Below are 16,849 nucleotides of genomic sequence, written 5' to 3' on the forward strand. Positions count from 1 at the left end.
TCATTCAGGCGTACGCCGATGACACGAAAGAGGGCGAGGCGGGTACGTAGGTTGCCATGACACCTGAGCGTCCCGAACGGGAGATCCCGGCCCCGGTGGTACCCGCCGCACCCACCGCCACCTACCGGCTGCAGCTGCAGCCGGAGTTCCCCTTCGGGGCCGCCGAGGCTGCCGTGCCGTACCTGGCCTCGCTCGGCGTCTCCCATCTGCACCTGTCCCCCGTCCTGGAGGCGGTCCCGGGTTCGACGCACGGCTACGACGTGGTGGACCACGCACGCGTACGGGGCGAACTCGGCGGCGAGGAGGGGCTGCGCTCCCTGGCCCGCACGGCGCGGGAGCACGGGCTCGGCCTGGTCGTGGACATCGTGCCGAACCACATGGCGATGGCCCCGCGCCACAACCACGCCCTGTGGGAGGTGCTGCGCGAGGGCCCCGGATCGCCGTACGCCCGCTGGTTCGACATCGACTGGGACGCCGGGGGCGGCCGGCTGCTGCTGCCGGTGCTCGGGGGCCGGCTCGGCGCGGAGATCGGCCGGCTGAAGGCGGACGGCGACGTGCTGCGCTACTACGACCACGTGTTTCCGCTGCGCGAGGGCACCGCGGGGCTGCCGCTGCCGGAACTCCTCGACGCGCAGTGGTACCGCCCAGCCTGGTGGCGGCTGGCCCGCACCGACCTCAACTACCGCCGTTTCTTCAGCATTTCGGAGCTCATTGGGGTGCGTGTCGAGGACCCGGAGGTCTTCACGGCGACCCACGCGAAGCTCCTGGAGCTGCTGGACGAGGGTGTGGTCGACGGGCTGCGCATCGACCATCCGGACGGTCTGGCGGACCCGGACGCCTATCTGCGCCGCCTCCACGAGGCGACCGGCGGGCGCTGGACGGTGGTCGAGAAGATCCTCGCGGACGGCGAGCCGCTGCCCGCCGCCTGGCCCGTCGCGGGCACCACGGGCTACGACGCCCTGCGGCACGTCGACGGCCTCTTCACGGACCCGGCGGGCGCGGGGGAACTCCTCGGCCAGTACCGGCGGTTCGCGGCCCCCCAGGCCGATCGGGGCGGCCGCTGGGGGGCGACGGTGCGCCGGGCTGCGTACAAGGTGATCACGCACGAGCTGGCCACGGAGTTCGACCGCCTCACGCGCGTGGCGAGCCGGTTGTGCGCCGCCTCCCCCGACCCGGAGCCGCGCGATCACGCCCCCTGGGCCCTGGCCACCGCACTGCGCGAGCTCCTCGTGCGCGTCGAGGTGTACCGGCCGTACCCGTCCACGGACGCCTCCCTGGTCGTGACCGAGGAGGCCGCCGAAGAAGCCCGGGCGGTCTTCACGGTGCCGGAGGAGGCGCACGCCGTGGACGTCGTACGGGACCTGCTGCTCGGGCGGGCGGGCGACGGGCCCGAGCACGCGGAGTTTCGGGCCCGGTTCGCGCAGACCTCGTCCGCGCTGCGGGCGAAGTCCGTGGAGGACACCGCGTTCTACCGCTATGTGCCCCTGCTGTCGGCCAACGAGGTGGGCGGGAACCCGGGCGCTCCGGCCGTGGCCCCGGAGGACTTCCACGCCTACTGCGCGCGCGTGCAGCGCGACTGGCCCGCCACCGGCACCGCCCTGTCGACCCACGACACCAAACGCAGCGCCGACGTCCGTGCCGCCCTCTCGGTGCTCAGCCAGTGCCCCGAGCGGTGGGCGGACGTGCTGGCCGAGGTGACCCGCGAGGGGGCGACGGGCGTACCCGACCCCCAGCTGGCGTGGGCCGCGTGGCAGACGGTGTTCGGGCTGGGCCCGGCCGACGCGGAACGCGTCCGGGGGGCACTGCTCAAGCACGTCCGGGAGGCCGGGCTGCACACCTCCTGGACCGAGCGGAACCCCGCCTACGAGGACTCGGTGGCGGCCTTCGTCGCGGCGGGCCCCTGCGGGCCGCCCGGGCGGCGCGTGGCGGACCTCCGGGCCTCGCTCGCCCCGCACGTCCGGGCGAACGTCCTGGGGGCCGCTCTGGTCCAGCTGACGATGCCCGGGGTGCCCGACGTCTACCAGGGCACCGAGGGCGAGTATCTGGCGCTGGTCGACCCGGACAACCGGGAGCCGTTCGTGCCCCTGGAGCAGGCGTCGGCGAAGGCCGCGCTCACGACGGCGGCGCTGCGGCTGCGCGGGCGGCGTCCCGAGGTCTTCGGCGACGCGGCGACATACACACCGCTGACGGCGGAGGGTCCGGGCGCCGCGCACTGCACGGCGTTCGTCCGCTCCGGGGAGGTGATTTCCGCCGTCACGCGGCTCTCGCTGCGCCTGGCTCAGGCGGGCGGCTGGCGCGACACCCGGCTCGCCCTCCCGGAAGGGCGGTGGGCGGACGTGCTCGCTCCGGAGCGGGAGTTCACCGGGCACACGCGTGTGGCGGAGCTTTTCGAGCGGTTGCCGGTGGTCCTTCTGGAGCGGGTCAGCGCGGGCGGACCAGCAGGCTCCGGGGCGAGCGGCTGAGCAGGCCGTCCGCGGCGGGCCGAAAACCCGGGGACCTGCGCAGCTCCGGGAGGGCAGCGAGCAGGGCGTGCAGGCCGTGTTCCGCGGTGAGCCGGGCGAGCAGCGCGCCGGGGCAGAAGTGCCGTCCGGAGCCGTACGCGAGCTGCCCGGGGTCAGGGCGGAAGACGTCGTAGCGGTCCGGGTCGGCGAACCGGGCCGGGTCGCGTCCCGCGGCGCCCAGCAGGCACGCCACGGTGGCGCCCACGGGTACCGCGCCGACCGGCTCGACGGCCCGGCGCAGCACGATGTGCAGCGGGGGATCGCGGCGCAGCGACTCGGCCCAGGCCCCGGCCGTCAGCTCGGGGCGGGCGCGGACCAGCGCCAGCTGGCCGGGGTGGTCGAGGAGGTTGGCGAGGAACGACGCCAGCGCGTGCGCGGTCGCCTCGCCGCCCGCGCCGAGGAGCGTCCCAGCGATCCCGGCCACGGCCTCGTCCGACAGCGGGCGCCCGTCCGCCCGCGCCGTACACAGCGCGGAGAGCAGGTCGTCGCCCGGGTCGGCGCGGCGGCGAGCGATGTATGGGCGCAGGAAGGCGTCGAGCTCTGCGTGGCGCCCGCCGAGATGGTCGAGGCCGGTGCGGCACCAGGCGTGCACCCGCGCGGTGTCCTCGTAGGGCAGCCCGAGTGCGGCGACGGCCGCCGCCGTGGGCAGCCAGTGGCAGAACTCGGCGACGAGGTCGGCCTCCTGGCGGCCGGCGAGACGGCGGGCGAGGACGTACGCCGTCCGTTCGACCCCGGCGGTCAGCGCGGTCAGGGCGTGTCCGCGGAACGCCGGTGAGACGAGCGCCCGGTGCGCGCTGTGCGTGCCGCCCTCCAAATGGGCCAGGGTGCGTCCGGGCGGCGGGGCGACGAGCCGGGGGTCGGCGAGGGCGGCGCGCACATCGGCGTACCGGCTGACCAGCCAGGCGTCGAACGGCCGGTCGTACACGAGCGGGAACTTCTCGCGCAGGGTGCGGTACAGGGGGTACGGATCGCGTTCGATGCCGGGGGTGAGCAGGCTCGGGGGGTCGGACAGCCGTCGCACGACGGGCGGTCGTGTCGAGGTCGCGACCGGAGCGATGGACGTGACCGGAGCGACCGTAGCGACGGGAGTGTTGGGCGCGAGCGACGCGCCTTCGACGGGAAGGCCGTGAGGACACAACACCGTGGGCCTCCCACGTCGGGTCTGCGCGCCGTGGGCGGCACGCGGTTGTCCCCAGCCGACCATCGCGGCCCCCGTACCGCAGTCCTCGTACGCCCGTACGGGTGACACCGGGGCTCCCGAGGTCGGTCCAGACCCTTGGACGGGGCGCGAGCGGCGTCGCGCACGCCTCGTTCAGCGCCGCCCACCCGCCCTGCCGGAGATCAATGCCACCCGGCGCCCCGGGGTGTCGCCCCGCCCTCTCCTTGACAGTTCCCCCAGACCGTGGAGTACTGCGGAAAGCGACGCAGGGCGGACAAGTCGGGGGTGAGTCTCCTGCCGGAGTTGCGCTACCCCAGTGTGACCGAAATCGTATCGTCCGCCCGGGCGTTGGCGGCTCACCGTCCCGGGCTGTGCGTCCTCAGACAGATCGGCGTCTCACGCGCGGGAAGACCCCTTCACCTGCTGTCCATCGGTCACGCCGAACGCGCGGTCCTCGTCGTGGCGGGCGCCCACGCGAACGAGCCGACCGGCGGCTCGACGCTCCAGGCCCTGGCCGAACGTGTACTGCACGAAAGGGAGTTGCGGACCGACACCTCTTGGCACTTCCTGCTCTGCGCGGATCCGGACGGCGCGAGCCTCCATGTGACGCCGACGCCACGCACCCTGTTCGACTACCACCTCGGGTTCTTCCGTCCGGCCGGCCCCGAGCAGCCCGAGTGGTCGCCCTCCGTCCTGCCGCCCGACCGGCTGCCCCCGGAGACCCGCGCCCTCACCGGGGTCATCGACGAGCTGCGGCCCTACCTTCAGGTGACCCTGCACGGCACCGACCTCGGCGGCAGCTGGGTACAGCTGACCAAGGACATCCCGGGCCTCGCCGAACCCTTCGCCAAGTCCGCGGCGGAACTGCACATCCCCGTGGAAACGGGCGCGTCGGACGCCGCCGGCTGGCCCGCCTCCGGACCCGGGGTGCATGTGATGCCGGCGCCTGGCTCGGACGCCGCGTACCCGAGCATGCCCGACGACGCCCGGCACAGCACCTGGTACCACACCCACCGGTACGGCGGTCTGACCGCGGTCGTCGAGGTGCCGATGTGGGCCAGCGACCTCGTGGACGACCCGGCGCCGCATCCCGCGCCGGACGCGGCGATGCGGCGCCTGGCACACCGGCTGCTGCGCGACGCGCTCCAGGTGGAGACGGTGCTCGCGGAGGTCCTGCCGAGGCTCCCCGGTCCCGACGGGCCGCTCCTGCGTGCCGCGAAGTGGGCGCTGGAGCTGGTACCGGGCCTGGCCGACGACTGGGTGCGGACGCCGCCTCCCGACCCGACGATGGCCTACGTCGGCAGTGTCGACGCGTTCGGGCGCCGCCTCCCTTTGCGGGCTGCCGCGATGCTGCTGCGGGTCCTCCGGGAGGCCGACGACCGGGCGGCGCCGCACCTCGAACGCCTGGTCGCCACCTGGAGCGACGCCTTCGCCGTACGCTTCCGGGCCCGCTGGGTCCCCCTGGAGCACCAGGTCGAGCACCAGTCCCGCACGGTGGTCGCGGCGGCGCGGCATGCGCGGGACGGCGCGGTCTGACGTCTGACGCTGACGTCTGACAGAAGGCAGATGCCAGATGCCAGATGCCAGATGCCAGATGCCAGATGCCAGATGCCAGGCAACGGATGACAGATATCAGATGACGGATATCCGATGACAGATTTCGTCATTTGTCATCCGACGTCACCTCAGCCCGACAACGCGAACACCGCCCCCGTCTCAGCCCCCATCACACACGAGTTCGAGAACGTGTGCGAGTACGTCACCTGCCGCCCCTCCCACTCCCCACGCGCGACGGCGGTGACCGGGCCGTAGATCATGGAACAGATGGTGTCTGGTTTGGGTGGGATCCGGGAGATGTCGCCCCCGGTGGTGGCGAGTTCGGCGCAGGCCTCCGCCGCGTGGGAGTGGCCCTGGGGCGGGTCGCAGAGCAGGAGCGTGCCGCGGATACTGCTCGAGTGGGCATCGCCGGTGGTGAGGGTGAGGTAGAGCCAGTTGCCGGGGAACGCCTCCTGGGGCGCCGCCTGGGCCGGGGTCGCGCCCAGGGTGAGCAGGGCGGCTGTCGCGAGGAGAGCGTTGCGTACCGCGTGGGTTTTTCTCGTCATTCCCGGTGCATCGGCAGCGCGGCCTGCGAACCCCACCCCGTCTCACTCGAATGGGAGCGCACGGGCGCGTACCGCCCGGCGAGTTCGAACGCGGCGATCACCACCCGCGCCTGGTACTCGACCTGGCGGGCGACTGGGATCCAGCGCGCCCCGCAGCCGTCGCGGTAGTCGGCGCACCACGCGTCGATCAGCCGGTCGAGCTCCGGCAGCGCCCCGCTCGGGTCGTGCCCGGAACCGGTCACGAGCTGGTGCAGCAGCCCGGCCGTGCGCAGGGCGACCCGGCGGCCGGCGAGGCGCAGGGCCGTCAGGCGGGCGGTGTCGAGCGGTGGCAGGCGGCGCTCCCCGGCGTCCTGCACGTCGGGGTCCCAGGAGTCGGCGAGGCCGGGACCGACGAGTAAATAGTCGTCCACGGGCCGGAGGAGACGGGCCGCTTCCGGGAAGGTGTCGAGGCTCGGGCGGATCCGCCCGAGGATGCCCTCCAGGAGCCGTGTGTCGTGGCGCAGCGTGTGGCTGACGGAGCGCAGCACGGCGTCGGCGTCGGCGGGCCGGCCGGTGTCCTCCACGGCCGCCACGCCCCACATGGGGGCCTCGACGACGGCGGTGACGGTGCCGTAGCGGTGCGGATGGAACCAGGTGGACTCGACGGCGGCCTCGGTGATCGCGGCGGCCAGGTCGCCGGGGTGCGGCGGCGGGATGCGGTAGACAGCGGGGCCGAGCCTCGGCCAGTACAGGGTGTCGTAGGGCCCGAGTTCACGCGGGATGCCGAGGCGGGCCGCGGTGTGGGCGACGCGTTGGGCGAGCCCGGGCAGCTCGTGGGTCAGCTCGACGAAGGCGCCGCCGACGTCGACACCGTGCAGGGAGCACTGGAAGACCGGCCGCAGTTCGTCCTGGAGGTCGAGGAGGGCGCGGGTCTCGGGGAGGGTGGCGCCTGCCGCGCCCTCGGGCAGCCACTCGGGCTGTTCCAGGAAGCCGGGGCGAAAGAAGTTCCGGAAGTAGTGGCCGAGGACGTACGGCCCGGACAGCCAGGCCTCGTTGCGGCGGGCGCCGTCGGGGTCGAGGCAGAGCAGCAGGTTCCAGGTGGCGTCGGCGCCCTCGCAGAGCCGGGGGTCCGCGAGTGCCCGTTCGGCCAGGCGCAGGGCCGTGGCGCCGCCCACGGGTTCGTTGGCGTGGGGTCCGGCGACGACGAGGGCCTGGCGTCCGCCGTGTCCGACGGACAGCAGCCACAGCGGGGTGCCCGCCCGTGACGTGCCCACGCGGCGCAGTCGGGCGTCGACCGGCCGGCGGGCGACGAGCGCGGCCGCACGGGCGCCCAGCTCGTCCACGGTCGGGTAGCGGAGGAGTGGCGGCAGGGCGCACCTCCACAAATGTGGTGCCGTCGGTTCACCTGCTGTGCATGGTGTACGCACAGTCAGTCACGACTGTGGGGGTACGTCAACACTGTCGGCCGTAAGGGAATTCGAGGAAATCGGTGAGTGAAACCGGGGCCAAGGCTCACGCGGGTGCGGGTCGGTCGCTCAGGAGGACGAGAGGCGGAAGGACATGCGTCCGAAGCTGATCTGGTCGCCCTCCTTGACGACGGCGGCGCTGATCACCCGCCGCCCGTTGACGGTCGTCCCGTTGGTCGAGCCGAGGTCGCGCAGCACCCACAGGCCGCCCTGGCGGCTCAGTTCGGCGTGGACGCGGGAGACCGTCTCGTGGTTGAGCCGCAGTCCGCTCGCGGGGTCGCGGCCGATCCGCAGCGGGTAGTTGTTGCCCGGGTGGGGCAGCAGCAGCTTGGGGAGCCGCTCGGCCTGCCAGGCTCTGCGCAGCCGTACGGTGAAGCCGGAGACCGCCTCGACGGTGCCGAACACCAGTTTCGACCAGCGCCCCTCGGTGGGCAGGTCGGCGATGAGCACGTCGAGTTCGTCGGAGCGGCGGGCGGCGAGCGCCAGTTCCATCCGGCGGACGAACGTGTCGTGCGAGAGGCGCCCGAGGGCGACGCCGTCACTGAGCGCCTTCAGCGCCCGGTCGCGCTCCGCGTCGGACAACCGCGCGGGGTACGTGTGGAACTCGAAAGACGACGTCACGGAGGTGATTGTCGGTCAGTAGGAGCGGGGTGTCCAGAAGACCCGGAAACGGCCGCTGCCGCCGACAGGTGGGTTCCACGCGTCCATCACGTGGCAAACATGCGGCAAAAGGGTGGATTCGAAAGCGAATTGATCTCGTGTGAAGCACCATGGACGTGCTACGTCACGACATGCTGCGTCACTCACGTCGCGCTCTGTCACGAAGAGCGGACAACGGAGAGCGGACAAGGGGGAACCGTCTGTGCGGTTCGAGGTGTGGGCACCGCAGGCCGACCGGATGACGCTCCACTGCGCGGGCGCCACGCGCGCGCTGGAGCGCGATCCGGAGCGCGCCGGATGGTGGACGGGCGACGCGGACGCGCAGGACGGCACGCGGTACGGGTTCGCGGTGGACGACGGCCCCGTGCTGCCCGATCCCCGCTCACGGCGGCAGCCGGACGGCCCGGACGGGCTGAGCGCGGTGGTCGACCAGGCTCAGTACGCGTGGCACACCGAGTGGGCGGGGCGACCGCTGCCGGGCGCGGTCCTGTACGAGCTGCACGTGGGGACGTACACCCCTGAAGGAACGCTGGACGCGGCGGCCGAGCGGCTCGAACACCTCGCGGAACTGGGCGTCACGCACGTCGAGTTGATGCCGCTGTGCCCGTTCCCCGGGCGGCACGGCTGGGGGTACGAGGGTGTCTGTCTGTGGGCCGTGCACGAGCCGTACGGCGGCCCGGAGGCGCTGAAGCGTTTCGTCGACCGGGCGCACGACCTCGGTCTGGGCGTGGTCCTCGACGTCGTGCACAACCACCTCGGCCCGTCCGGCAACTATCTGCCCGCGTTCGGGCCGTACTTCACGGACACCCATCAGACGCCCTGGGGCTCGGCCGTGAACCTGGACGCACCGGGTTCGGACGAGGTGCGCGCGTATCTCGTGGGCAGCGCGCTGGCCTGGCTGCGGGACTACCGGCTGGACGGGCTGCGGCTGGACGCGGTGCACGCGTTGCGGGACACGCGCGCGACGCACTTCCTGGAGGAGCTGTCGACGGCCGTGGACGCTCTCGCCGACGATCTGGGCCGGCCGCTGTTCCTGATCGCGGAGTCGGATCTGAACGACCCGCGGCTCGTCACCGCGCGCGTGGAGGGCGGTCTCGGGCTGCACGCGCAGTGGAACGACGACTTCCACCACGCGCTGCACACCGCGCTGACCGGTGAGAAGCAGGGCTACTACGCGGACTTCGCACGGGCTCCGTTCGCGACGCTCGCGAAGACGCTGACGTCCGGTTTCTTCCACGACGGCACGTACTCGAGCTTCCGGGGTCGCCGCCACGGTCGCCCCCTGGACCGTACGCGCGTCTCGGCGCACCGGCTTCTCGGCTACTCCCAGACCCACGACCAGATCGGCAACCGCGCCCAGGGGGACCGGCTGTCGGCGTCCCTCTCCCCCGGGCTGCTGGCCTGCGCGGCCGCGCTGACGCTCACCGGGCCCTTCACCCCGATGCTGTTCATGGGCGAGGAGTGGGCGGCGGGCACCCCTTGGCAGTTCTTCACCGACCACACCGATCCCGAGCTCGCCGAGGCCGTACGGCGGGGCAGGCGCCGGGAGTTCGCGGCGCACGGCTGGGCCGAGGAGGACATCCCCGATCCCCAGGACCCGGCGACCCGCGACCGTTCCTGCCTGGACTGGTCGGAGCCCGAAAAGACTCTCCACGCGCGTGTGCTGGCCTGGTACCGCGAGCTGATCGACCTGCGCCACCGCCAGCCCGACCTCGCGGACCCCGACCTCGCCGCCGTCAAGGTCGCCTACGACGACCAGGCCCGCTGGCTGGCCCTGCGGCGCGGAGACGTACGGGTGGCGGTGAACCTCGGCAAGGAGGCCGCCGCGATCCCGCTGGGCCTGCGCCACGCGCGGGTGCTGGCCGCGTGGGAACCGGTCGAGGCGCCGGACGCGGACGGGTTGTTGAGCGTGCCCGGCGAGTCGTGTGTGGTGCTGACGCAGACGTGAGCGCCGGACGGTTTCGCGCTGCCGGGCTCAGTCGTCGCCCGGCAGTTCCGTGACCCGTTCGAGGAGGATCGGCTCCCAGGCGCGGCCCAGTTGGGTCCGCAGCAGCGGGAGCGGGCCCTCGGCGCGGCCCCGCAGACGCTCGGCGAGGCGGATCACCGTGTCGCACCGGGACAGCCACAGGCCGCGCAGACAAGGGCGGGCGCCATAGCCGGCGAGGGTGGCGGCGCGTACGGCGGCGGGGGCGCCGACGGCGATCGCGAGCCCGGCGATGTCCTCGGCGGGGTCCCCGAGGACCGCGTCGGTCCAGCCCAGGACCCCGCGCACCCGCCCGTCGGCGCTCACCACCAGGTGTTCGCCCTTGAGGCCGTGGTGGACGAGGACGGCGGCCGCGGTCTGCGCGGCGAGCTGGCCGGCGGCGGGCGGGGTGAGCTGGGCGAGGCGTCCGGGGTCGAACTCGTCGGCGGCGGCGAGCCGCTCGGCGGCCGCTTCCACGGCCGTCCGCAGCTCCTCCAGGGAGCGTGGCGCCGCCCGTGGCACCCCGAGCGCCTCGGCCTGCCGTACGGACACCTCGCGCAGCCCCGTGAGCAGGCCGGCGAGGTCCGCCTCCCCGACCGCGGAGACGTGCTGCACCTCGCCGGAGCGGCCGGGCAGCCGGGTGTCGAGGGTGTAGGTCAGCCCGCCCGCCCAGTCGCCGTGCGCGACGCTCGTCGGCACCGCGACCCCGACGAGCGGGCGAACCAGGTCACGCAGCCGCAGCTCGCGGCGCCGGCGCACGGCGGCCTCGCCGTCCGGGGCGAGGCGCAGCACATGGCGGGTGCCGACCCACCAGGTGAAGTGCTCACCGCCCTCGGTGACGGGCCGGACGTCGGGGCCCGCGCCCGCCGCCTCACCGGCGGCCGGCAGCGAACGCACCAGTCGGCGGACGGTGTCCGCGGTCGGTGTCGGTACCTGGGTCATGGTCGCGCCGTTGCCGTCGGGGGCCTTGGACTGCCGGGAGGCCCTGGGGAGTACTTCTGGTGGCCGGTCAGTCGACGATCGCCATCTCTCGGGACGTGGTGTTGAGGCGCCATCCGCCCTCCTCGGTCACCGTCACAATGTCCTCGATGCGCACTCCGAAGCGGCCGGGCAGATAGATGCCGGGCTCCACGGAGAAGCACATCCCGGGCACGAGGGGCAGCTCCTCGCCCTCGATCATGTAGGGCGGTTCGTGGGTGGTGACGCCGATGCCGTGCCCGGTGCGGTGGATGAAGTACTCGCCGTATCCCGCCTCGGTGATGACGGCGCGGGCCGCCCGGTCGACGTCCTGGCAGGCGGCCCCCGGCCGGACCGCGGCGACGCCCGCCTCCTGGGCAGCGCGCACGACGTCGTGCACCCGGCGCTCCTCGATGTCCGGCTCGCCGACGTGGACCGTGCGGGAGGTGTCGGAGCCGTAGCCGTGCTTGAGGCCGCCGAAGTCGAGGACGACCATGTCACCGCGCTCGATGACACGTTGACCGGCCTCGTGGTGCGGGTTGGCCCCGTTCGGGCCCGAGGCGACGATGGTGAAGTCGACCTGGGAGTGTCCGAAGTGCCGCAGCAGGTCGGCGAGGTCCGCGGCGACCTCGGCCTCCCTGCGCCCCGCGAAGGGTACTTTCCGGATCTCCTCGTACGCGGCGTCCGCGGCCGCCCCGGCCTCCGCCAACCGCTCCACCTCCGCCGCGTCCTTGACCGCCCGCAGCATCGGCAGGGCCGCGGTGAGGGCCACGTACCGCGTGTCCGGCAGCCGCTGCTGGAGGCCGAGCAGATGCATGGCCCAGGCGTTGTCGCTGACGCCGAAGCGTCCGTCGCTCCCGACCAGGGGCGCGGCCGCCTCGTACGGGTCCTTGCCGTCGGTCCAGTCGCGCAGGGTCAGCATGGGGGCCGCCGCTGCCGCGTCCGGGGCCTCCAGGGTCGGCACGACCAGCACGGGGTCCTGTCCGGCCCTGAGCACCAGCAGGGTGAGCCGCTCGGTCTCCCCGGGCCGGTAGCCGGTCAGCCACACCAGATCGGGCCCAGGGGCGATCAGGACGCCGTCGAGCCCCGCGTCCGCGGCGGCCTCGGCCGCGCGCCGCATACGGGCCTCGTAGTCACCGGCGGTGAAGGGCGCGGGCGTGACGGTCATCCATGCCTCCGCTTGTCCGGAGCTTTCCCAGGGGCTACGGGCAGCATCCTGCCCTTTTGCCGAAGCGGGCGCGAGCCGGTTACGACCGTGTCGTCACTCCGGGAGCTCGGCCGACGACGCGGTACCGGTCGCCGAGGCCGCCGGAGAGCTCCTCGTGGGGCTCTCCGGGACGGCCGGCGAGGACGAGTGTGGAGCGGAGCCTCGCCGGGGCGACGGACATCGGCGCGGACCCCGGTACGGGCGTCCGTACGGGCGCCCCTACGGACACCGATGCCGACACCCGTAGGGACATCAATGCGGAACAGGCACCGCCTCCGCCCTCGGCAGGCCGAACTCCGCGGCCGCTCCCACCCCCTTGGGCAGGGTGAACGACGCAGTGGCGCCTTCCGCGGTCCGCGGAGTGGGTTCCGGCGCGGCTTCGGCCTCCGGCCGCGGGCTGAACGCCGGTACGACCTCCGCCGCGGGCAACGGCACCGCGGGGGCCCGGTCCGGTACGAAGCCGTGGGCGCGGCGGGCCAGGTCCTCGGCGCCGTAACGGTGGCAGTCCTGGTGCCACTTCAGGATTCCGGACAGCCAGTGCTCGAGTTGCGCCACATAGCCGTCCATGATCCCGCGCACCTCCTGCGGGAGCTTGAAGTCCTCGTACAGGACGGGCAGTTCGTTGGCGGCGACGTGCTGGAACTGCCGCATCCGCTGGGTCATCAGGTCGTGGATGATGCCGAGACCGGTCGGGTAGTCGCAGCCGAAGAAGTTCTGCACGACGAGGATCGCGTTGTGGACCTCGCCCTCGTACTCGATCTCCTTCTGGTACGAGAAGACGTCGTTGATCAGCATCGCGTAGTCGATGGCGGCGTTCTCCAACGACCGGACGGGGCCGCTCAGATAGACCTCGGGCGGGACCTTGGGGCCGTGGCCCAGGCGGCAGAGGTTCAGGGTGAGGTCGGAGCCGAAGGTGGCGCGGCGCATCTCCAGGTAGTCGATCGGGTCGGGGATGCGGTGCTGGAGCTGGTTCGACAGCTCCCACACCCAGCTCTCCGTCATCTTGTCCACGTCGCCGCGCAGCTTGCGCCGCTCGTCCGGGGTCATCTTCGCCGTCGTGCGCCGCCACAGGTCGAGGAGGCCGTGCTCCATGGCGTTGGCCGGAACCGGGGTCGTCTCGCCGTCGATGGGCATGCAGGCCGAGAGACGGTCGGTGGTCAGCTTGGCCGACGCCAGGTCGCGGCGGTGCCCGAAGACCAGCGGGTAATAGTCGTCGCCGTACGTCCCCCAGGCCAGCCACTGCGAGCCGAGGTCGAGGGCTTCCTCGGTCGCGTCCGGGTGGATGCCCGCGGCGCACAGCGGAAGGTCGTACGCCGCCAGCTTGTCCTCGTCCCAGACGCCCTCCTGGAGCATGCCCTGCTCGTGCATCCAGCCGGTGAGGCGGTCGCGGGCGCCGTCCAGGTGGGGGCTGAGTTCGAGTGCGAAGGGCATGTGGAAGTCGGGGAGCAGGGAGGGGCCGACCTTCTGGTACGGGACATGGGTGTAGCGGCGCAGCCGCTCCGCCCCGGCCGCGGAGAGCAGGGCGCCGATGTCGACGGCGGACGTACCGAACCCGGCGAGGCCAGGGGGCCGGCTGCCCTCCACCGCGCCCTCGTTCATGTAGCGGCTGGAGCGCAGATGCCACTCGTGGCCACCCGACTGCCAGTCCTGAAGCCCCTGGGTGTAGGCGGCGACGGCGGCGACCTGGTCCGGGGTGAGCCCCTTCTCCGCGGCGATCGCGGGCACTTCGGTGAGGGCCGTGTGCTCGAACTGGTGCAGGCGTGAGGTGAGGATGTCGTTGACGGTCTCGGCGGCCTCCTGGGTGGTGCAGTCGAAGAAGGTCTCCAGGACGAGGATGCCGTTGCTGAGCTCGCCCTCCTCCTCGACCTCGCGCTGGTAGGAGAACAGGTCGTTGCGCAGATGGACCCCGTCGGAGAACGTCTCCATCAGCACCCGCAGCGGCCGCGTCCTCGCGACGGAGGCGGGCACCTCTGCGGTCGCGTACTCCACGAGCCCCGCCGACCAGGGGGCGCCGCCCACCTTGCGGCGCATCTCGATGTACTCGACGGGGTTGGCGATCCGCCCCTCGTTGATGTTGGAGAGCTCCCACATCGACTCGTTGAGCAGGTGCTCCGTGGACACCGCGAACCGCGCCCGCCAGTCCACCGACATCGCCGGCACCGTGCGCGCCCAGAGGTCGGCGAGCCCCGCCTCGACCGGGTTCTCCGGCTCTGGTAGGGGGGTCGAGAGGTCCAGTGGCATGAAGAGGGGCAGCCGGTCCAGGTAGGCCTTGCCGCCGTCGCGGTCCTGGGTGCGTTTGAAGGTCTCCAGGAAGTGGTCGTCGAAGAAGAAGACCCATACGTACCAGTCGGTGATGAGGGAGAGTGCCGGGCCGTCGCAGTCGGGGTGGGTGTACGCACAGAGCAGTCCGTAGTCGTGCGCGTCGAGGTCGGACTGGTCCCAGATGCCGGAGCCCTCCAACATGCCCATCCCGCGGGCCCATTCGACCGTGTGGGCGCGCGCCTCGTCGAGGTGCGGGTTCAACCGCGCGGGATACGGCATGTAGAAGTGCGGGAGTTCGAACGGCTGCGTCATGGCCGGGCCCTACCCAGGGCCCTCCGGGGACATCCGCAGGGTGGGACATGATCACACCATCGCGTGAATTTACCCCTTTTCCTGTCAACGGCACGGGCCCCGAGGGCGCTCCGACACGCGCTCTTGCCGACCCGCGCCCGTCGGGCCACGGTGGTCGCATGACCTCCTTCGTCCTTCCCCATGAAGTGCACGGCGACGGCGCCCACAAGGTGATCGCCGTGCACGGCTGGTTCGCCGACCGGTCCGCCTACGCGGCGGTGGTCCCGGATCTCGACCGCGCCGCGTTCCAGTACGCGCTGGTCGATCTGCGCGGCTACGGGGAGGCGAGGGACGCGGTCGGCGCGTACACCACCGCCGAGGCCGCCGCCGACGTGGTCGAGCTGGCGGACCGGCTCGGCTGGGAGCGGTTCTCGGTGGTCGGCCACTCGATGGGCGCCGCCGTCGCCCAGCGCCTGCTGGCGCTCGCCCCGGACCGGCTGCGCCGACTCGTCGGGATCTCACCGGTGCCCGCGTCCGGGCTGCCGCTGCCCGCCGACCAGTGGGAGCTGTTCTCGGACGCCGCGCACAAGCCCGGGAACCGGCGGGCCATCATCGACTTCACGACCGGCGGCCGGCTGCCCGCCGCGTGGCTCGACCGGATGGTGGCGCGCTCGCTGGAGCTCAGCGACGCCAAGGCGTTCCGCGCCTATCTGGACTCCTGGGCCGGCGACGACTTCCACACCGAGGTCGAGGGCGCGACGGTGCCCGCGCTCGCGGTGACCGGGGCGCTGGATCCCGCGCTGTCCGCCGGTCTGATGCGGGAGACCTGGATGTGCTGGTACCCGGACGCGGAGCTGTTCGAGCTGCCCGGGGCAGGCCATTACGCGATGGACGAGAGCCCGCTGGACCTGATCCGCGTCGTGGAGGCCTTCCTGCGCTCGCAGGACGCGGGCCGGGGCAGCGGCGAGGAGGTGGACGTGGATACGGGCCGCGACGAGGGGGTGGGCGCGAGCGAGCGGGAGGACGAGCCGGCGTGAGCGTACGCGAGAGTGCCCCGCCCGTCCCCGACGTCTTCGATCCCCGGCGGTACGCCGACGGGGTCCCGTACGCCGCCTACCGCACCCTGCGCGACCACCACCCCGTGGCCTGGCAGGACGAGTCCGAGGTGCTGGGCTGGCCGGCCGGGCCCGGCTTCTGGGCGGTGACCCGGCACGCCGACGTGGTCCGGGTGCTGAAGGACTCGGCGACGTACTCCTCGTGTCTCGGAGCGACCCAGATCCGCGATCCCGACCCGGACGACCTGCCCTTCATCCGGCGCATGATGCTCAATCAGGATCCCCCGGACCATGGCAGGTTGCGGAGGCTGGTCAGCCGCGCCTTCACTCCTCGCCGTGTCGAGCACTTCGCGTCGGCCGTCCGCGCCCGGGCCCGGGACCTGCTCGGGAATGCGGTGGCACAGGCCCGCGCGGGCGACGGCGTCTTCGATCTCGTCGCCACCGTCACCGACGAGTACGCCCTGCTCAACCTCGCCGACCTGCTCGGCGTTCCGGAGCGCGACCGGGGCCTGCTGCTGCGCTGGACCCAGCGCGTCATCGGCTACCAGGACCCCGACGAGGCGGGCGAGCCCGTGCTCGACGCGCACGGCCGTCCGGTCGATCCACGCTCCCCGGCGATGCTGCGGGACATGTTCGCATACGCGCACCAACTGGCCCTCTACAAGAAGAACCATCCGAGCGACGACGTCATGACCACCCTCGCCGCCGACCCCGAACTGACCGCCACCGAACTGGAGATGTTCTTCTTCCTTCTCACGGTCGCGGGCAACGACACGGTGCGCAGCGCGGCGCCCGGTGGAATCCTGACACTCGCTCGCCACCCGGACGCCTACGCCACCCTGCGTGCCGGGAGCAGCGAACTCGGCCCAGCGGTGGAAGAGTTGCTGCGACTGCATCCGCCGGTGCTCAGCTTCCGCCGTACGGCGACCCTGGACACCGAGCTGGCCGGGCAGCGCATCCACGCGGGCGACAAGGTGGTCGTCTTCCACGCCTCGGCCAACCACGACGAGCGGGTCTTCAGCGATCCGGACCGGCTCGACCTGACGCGCTCCCCCAACCCCCATGTCTCCTTCGGCGACGGCCCGCACGTCTGTCTCGGCGCCCACTTCGCCCGTCTTCAGCTGCGTGTGCTGTACGAGGAGGTGTTGCGGGCCCTGCCCGTACTGCGCACGGCCGCGCCTGCCCGACGCCTCGTCTCGAACTTCATCAACGGGATCAAGTCGCTGCCCCTGGAGGCCGCTTGACCA

General features: G+C 72.7%; 12 protein-coding genes. 5 read left to right on the forward strand and 7 right to left on the reverse strand.

Annotated elements, in window-relative coordinates:
- Positions 1 to 56: 56 nt before the first annotated feature.
- Entirely contained in the window at positions 57 to 2,462 is a 2,406-nt protein-coding gene (gene treY, locus OG819_RS01425) for a malto-oligosyltrehalose synthase (protein WP_266647615.1), read from the forward strand.
- Here the strand turns inward: treY and OG819_RS01430 are convergent.
- Positions 2,422 to 3,522, reverse strand: coding sequence for a cytochrome P450 (locus tag OG819_RS01430; protein WP_266629968.1), 1,101 nt, complete (start codon positions 3,520 to 3,522; stop codon positions 2,422 to 2,424). The genes treY and OG819_RS01430 overlap by 41 nt on opposite strands.
- Before the next feature lie 423 nt (positions 3,523 to 3,945).
- Between OG819_RS01430 and OG819_RS01435 the strand changes: the two genes are divergently transcribed.
- Positions 3,946 to 5,196, forward strand: coding sequence for a M14 family zinc carboxypeptidase (locus OG819_RS01435; protein ID WP_266647617.1), 1,251 nt, complete (start codon positions 3,946 to 3,948; stop codon positions 5,194 to 5,196).
- A gap of 149 nt (positions 5,197 to 5,345) precedes the next feature.
- Here OG819_RS01435 and OG819_RS01440 read toward each other — a convergent pair whose 3' ends face one another.
- From OG819_RS01440 to OG819_RS01450, 3 genes are all read right to left on the reverse strand, one after another.
- Positions 5,346 to 5,762 (reverse strand): SSI family serine proteinase inhibitor, encoded by a 417-nt coding sequence (locus OG819_RS01440; protein ID WP_266629964.1) that lies wholly within the window; start codon positions 5,760 to 5,762, stop codon positions 5,346 to 5,348.
- The gene (locus tag OG819_RS01445) at positions 5,759 to 7,126 is read right to left on the reverse strand and encodes a M14 family zinc carboxypeptidase (protein WP_266647619.1); all 1,368 of its coding nucleotides are present in this window, start codon (positions 7,124 to 7,126) and stop codon (positions 5,759 to 5,761) included. Before OG819_RS01445 ends, OG819_RS01440 begins: the two co-directional genes overlap by 4 nt.
- Before the next feature lie 150 nt (positions 7,127 to 7,276).
- Positions 7,277 to 7,828 (reverse strand): DUF1707 and FHA domain-containing protein, encoded by a 552-nt coding sequence (locus tag OG819_RS01450; protein ID WP_266629960.1) that lies wholly within the window; start codon positions 7,826 to 7,828, stop codon positions 7,277 to 7,279.
- 241 nt (positions 7,829 to 8,069) lie between these two features.
- Between OG819_RS01450 and treZ the strand changes: the two genes are divergently transcribed.
- Positions 8,070 to 9,815, forward strand: coding sequence for a malto-oligosyltrehalose trehalohydrolase (treZ, locus tag OG819_RS01455; RefSeq protein ID WP_266647621.1), 1,746 nt, complete (start codon positions 8,070 to 8,072; stop codon positions 9,813 to 9,815).
- A 27-nt stretch (positions 9,816 to 9,842) separates the two neighbouring features.
- Here the strand turns inward: treZ and OG819_RS01460 are convergent, their stop codons facing one another.
- The 3 genes from OG819_RS01460 to cyc2 form a co-directional block, all read right to left on the reverse strand.
- Positions 9,843 to 10,772: an aminoglycoside phosphotransferase family protein gene (locus OG819_RS01460; RefSeq protein WP_266647623.1), complete on the reverse strand. Its 930-nt coding sequence runs from the start codon at positions 10,770 to 10,772 to the stop codon at positions 9,843 to 9,845.
- Between the two features lie 67 nt (positions 10,773 to 10,839).
- Complete coding sequence (locus tag OG819_RS01465; protein WP_266647624.1) at positions 10,840 to 11,955, reverse strand: aminopeptidase P family protein; 1,116 nt, start codon at positions 11,953 to 11,955, stop codon at positions 10,840 to 10,842.
- A 291-nt stretch (positions 11,956 to 12,246) separates the two neighbouring features.
- Positions 12,247 to 14,568, reverse strand: a complete 2,322-nt coding sequence (gene cyc2 / locus OG819_RS01470; RefSeq protein ID WP_266647625.1) for a germacradienol/geosmin synthase Cyc2 — start codon at positions 14,566 to 14,568, stop codon at positions 12,247 to 12,249.
- A 158-nt stretch (positions 14,569 to 14,726) separates the two neighbouring features.
- Between cyc2 and OG819_RS01475 the strand changes: the two genes are divergently transcribed.
- Both OG819_RS01475 and OG819_RS01480 read left to right on the forward strand, forming a co-directional pair.
- The gene (locus tag OG819_RS01475; RefSeq protein WP_266629946.1) at positions 14,727 to 15,584 is read left to right on the forward strand and encodes an alpha/beta fold hydrolase; all 858 of its coding nucleotides are present in this window, start codon (positions 14,727 to 14,729) and stop codon (positions 15,582 to 15,584) included.
- Complete coding sequence (locus OG819_RS01480; RefSeq protein WP_266647627.1) at positions 15,581 to 16,846, forward strand: cytochrome P450; 1,266 nt, start codon at positions 15,581 to 15,583, stop codon at positions 16,844 to 16,846. The genes OG819_RS01475 and OG819_RS01480 overlap by 4 nt, the downstream gene beginning before the upstream one ends.
- The last annotated feature ends 3 nt before the right edge of the window (positions 16,847 to 16,849 follow it).

Origin of the sequence: Streptomyces sp. NBC_01549, from assembly GCF_026339955.1 — a bacterium.
GTDB lineage: Bacteria > Actinomycetota > Actinomycetes > Streptomycetales > Streptomycetaceae > Streptomyces.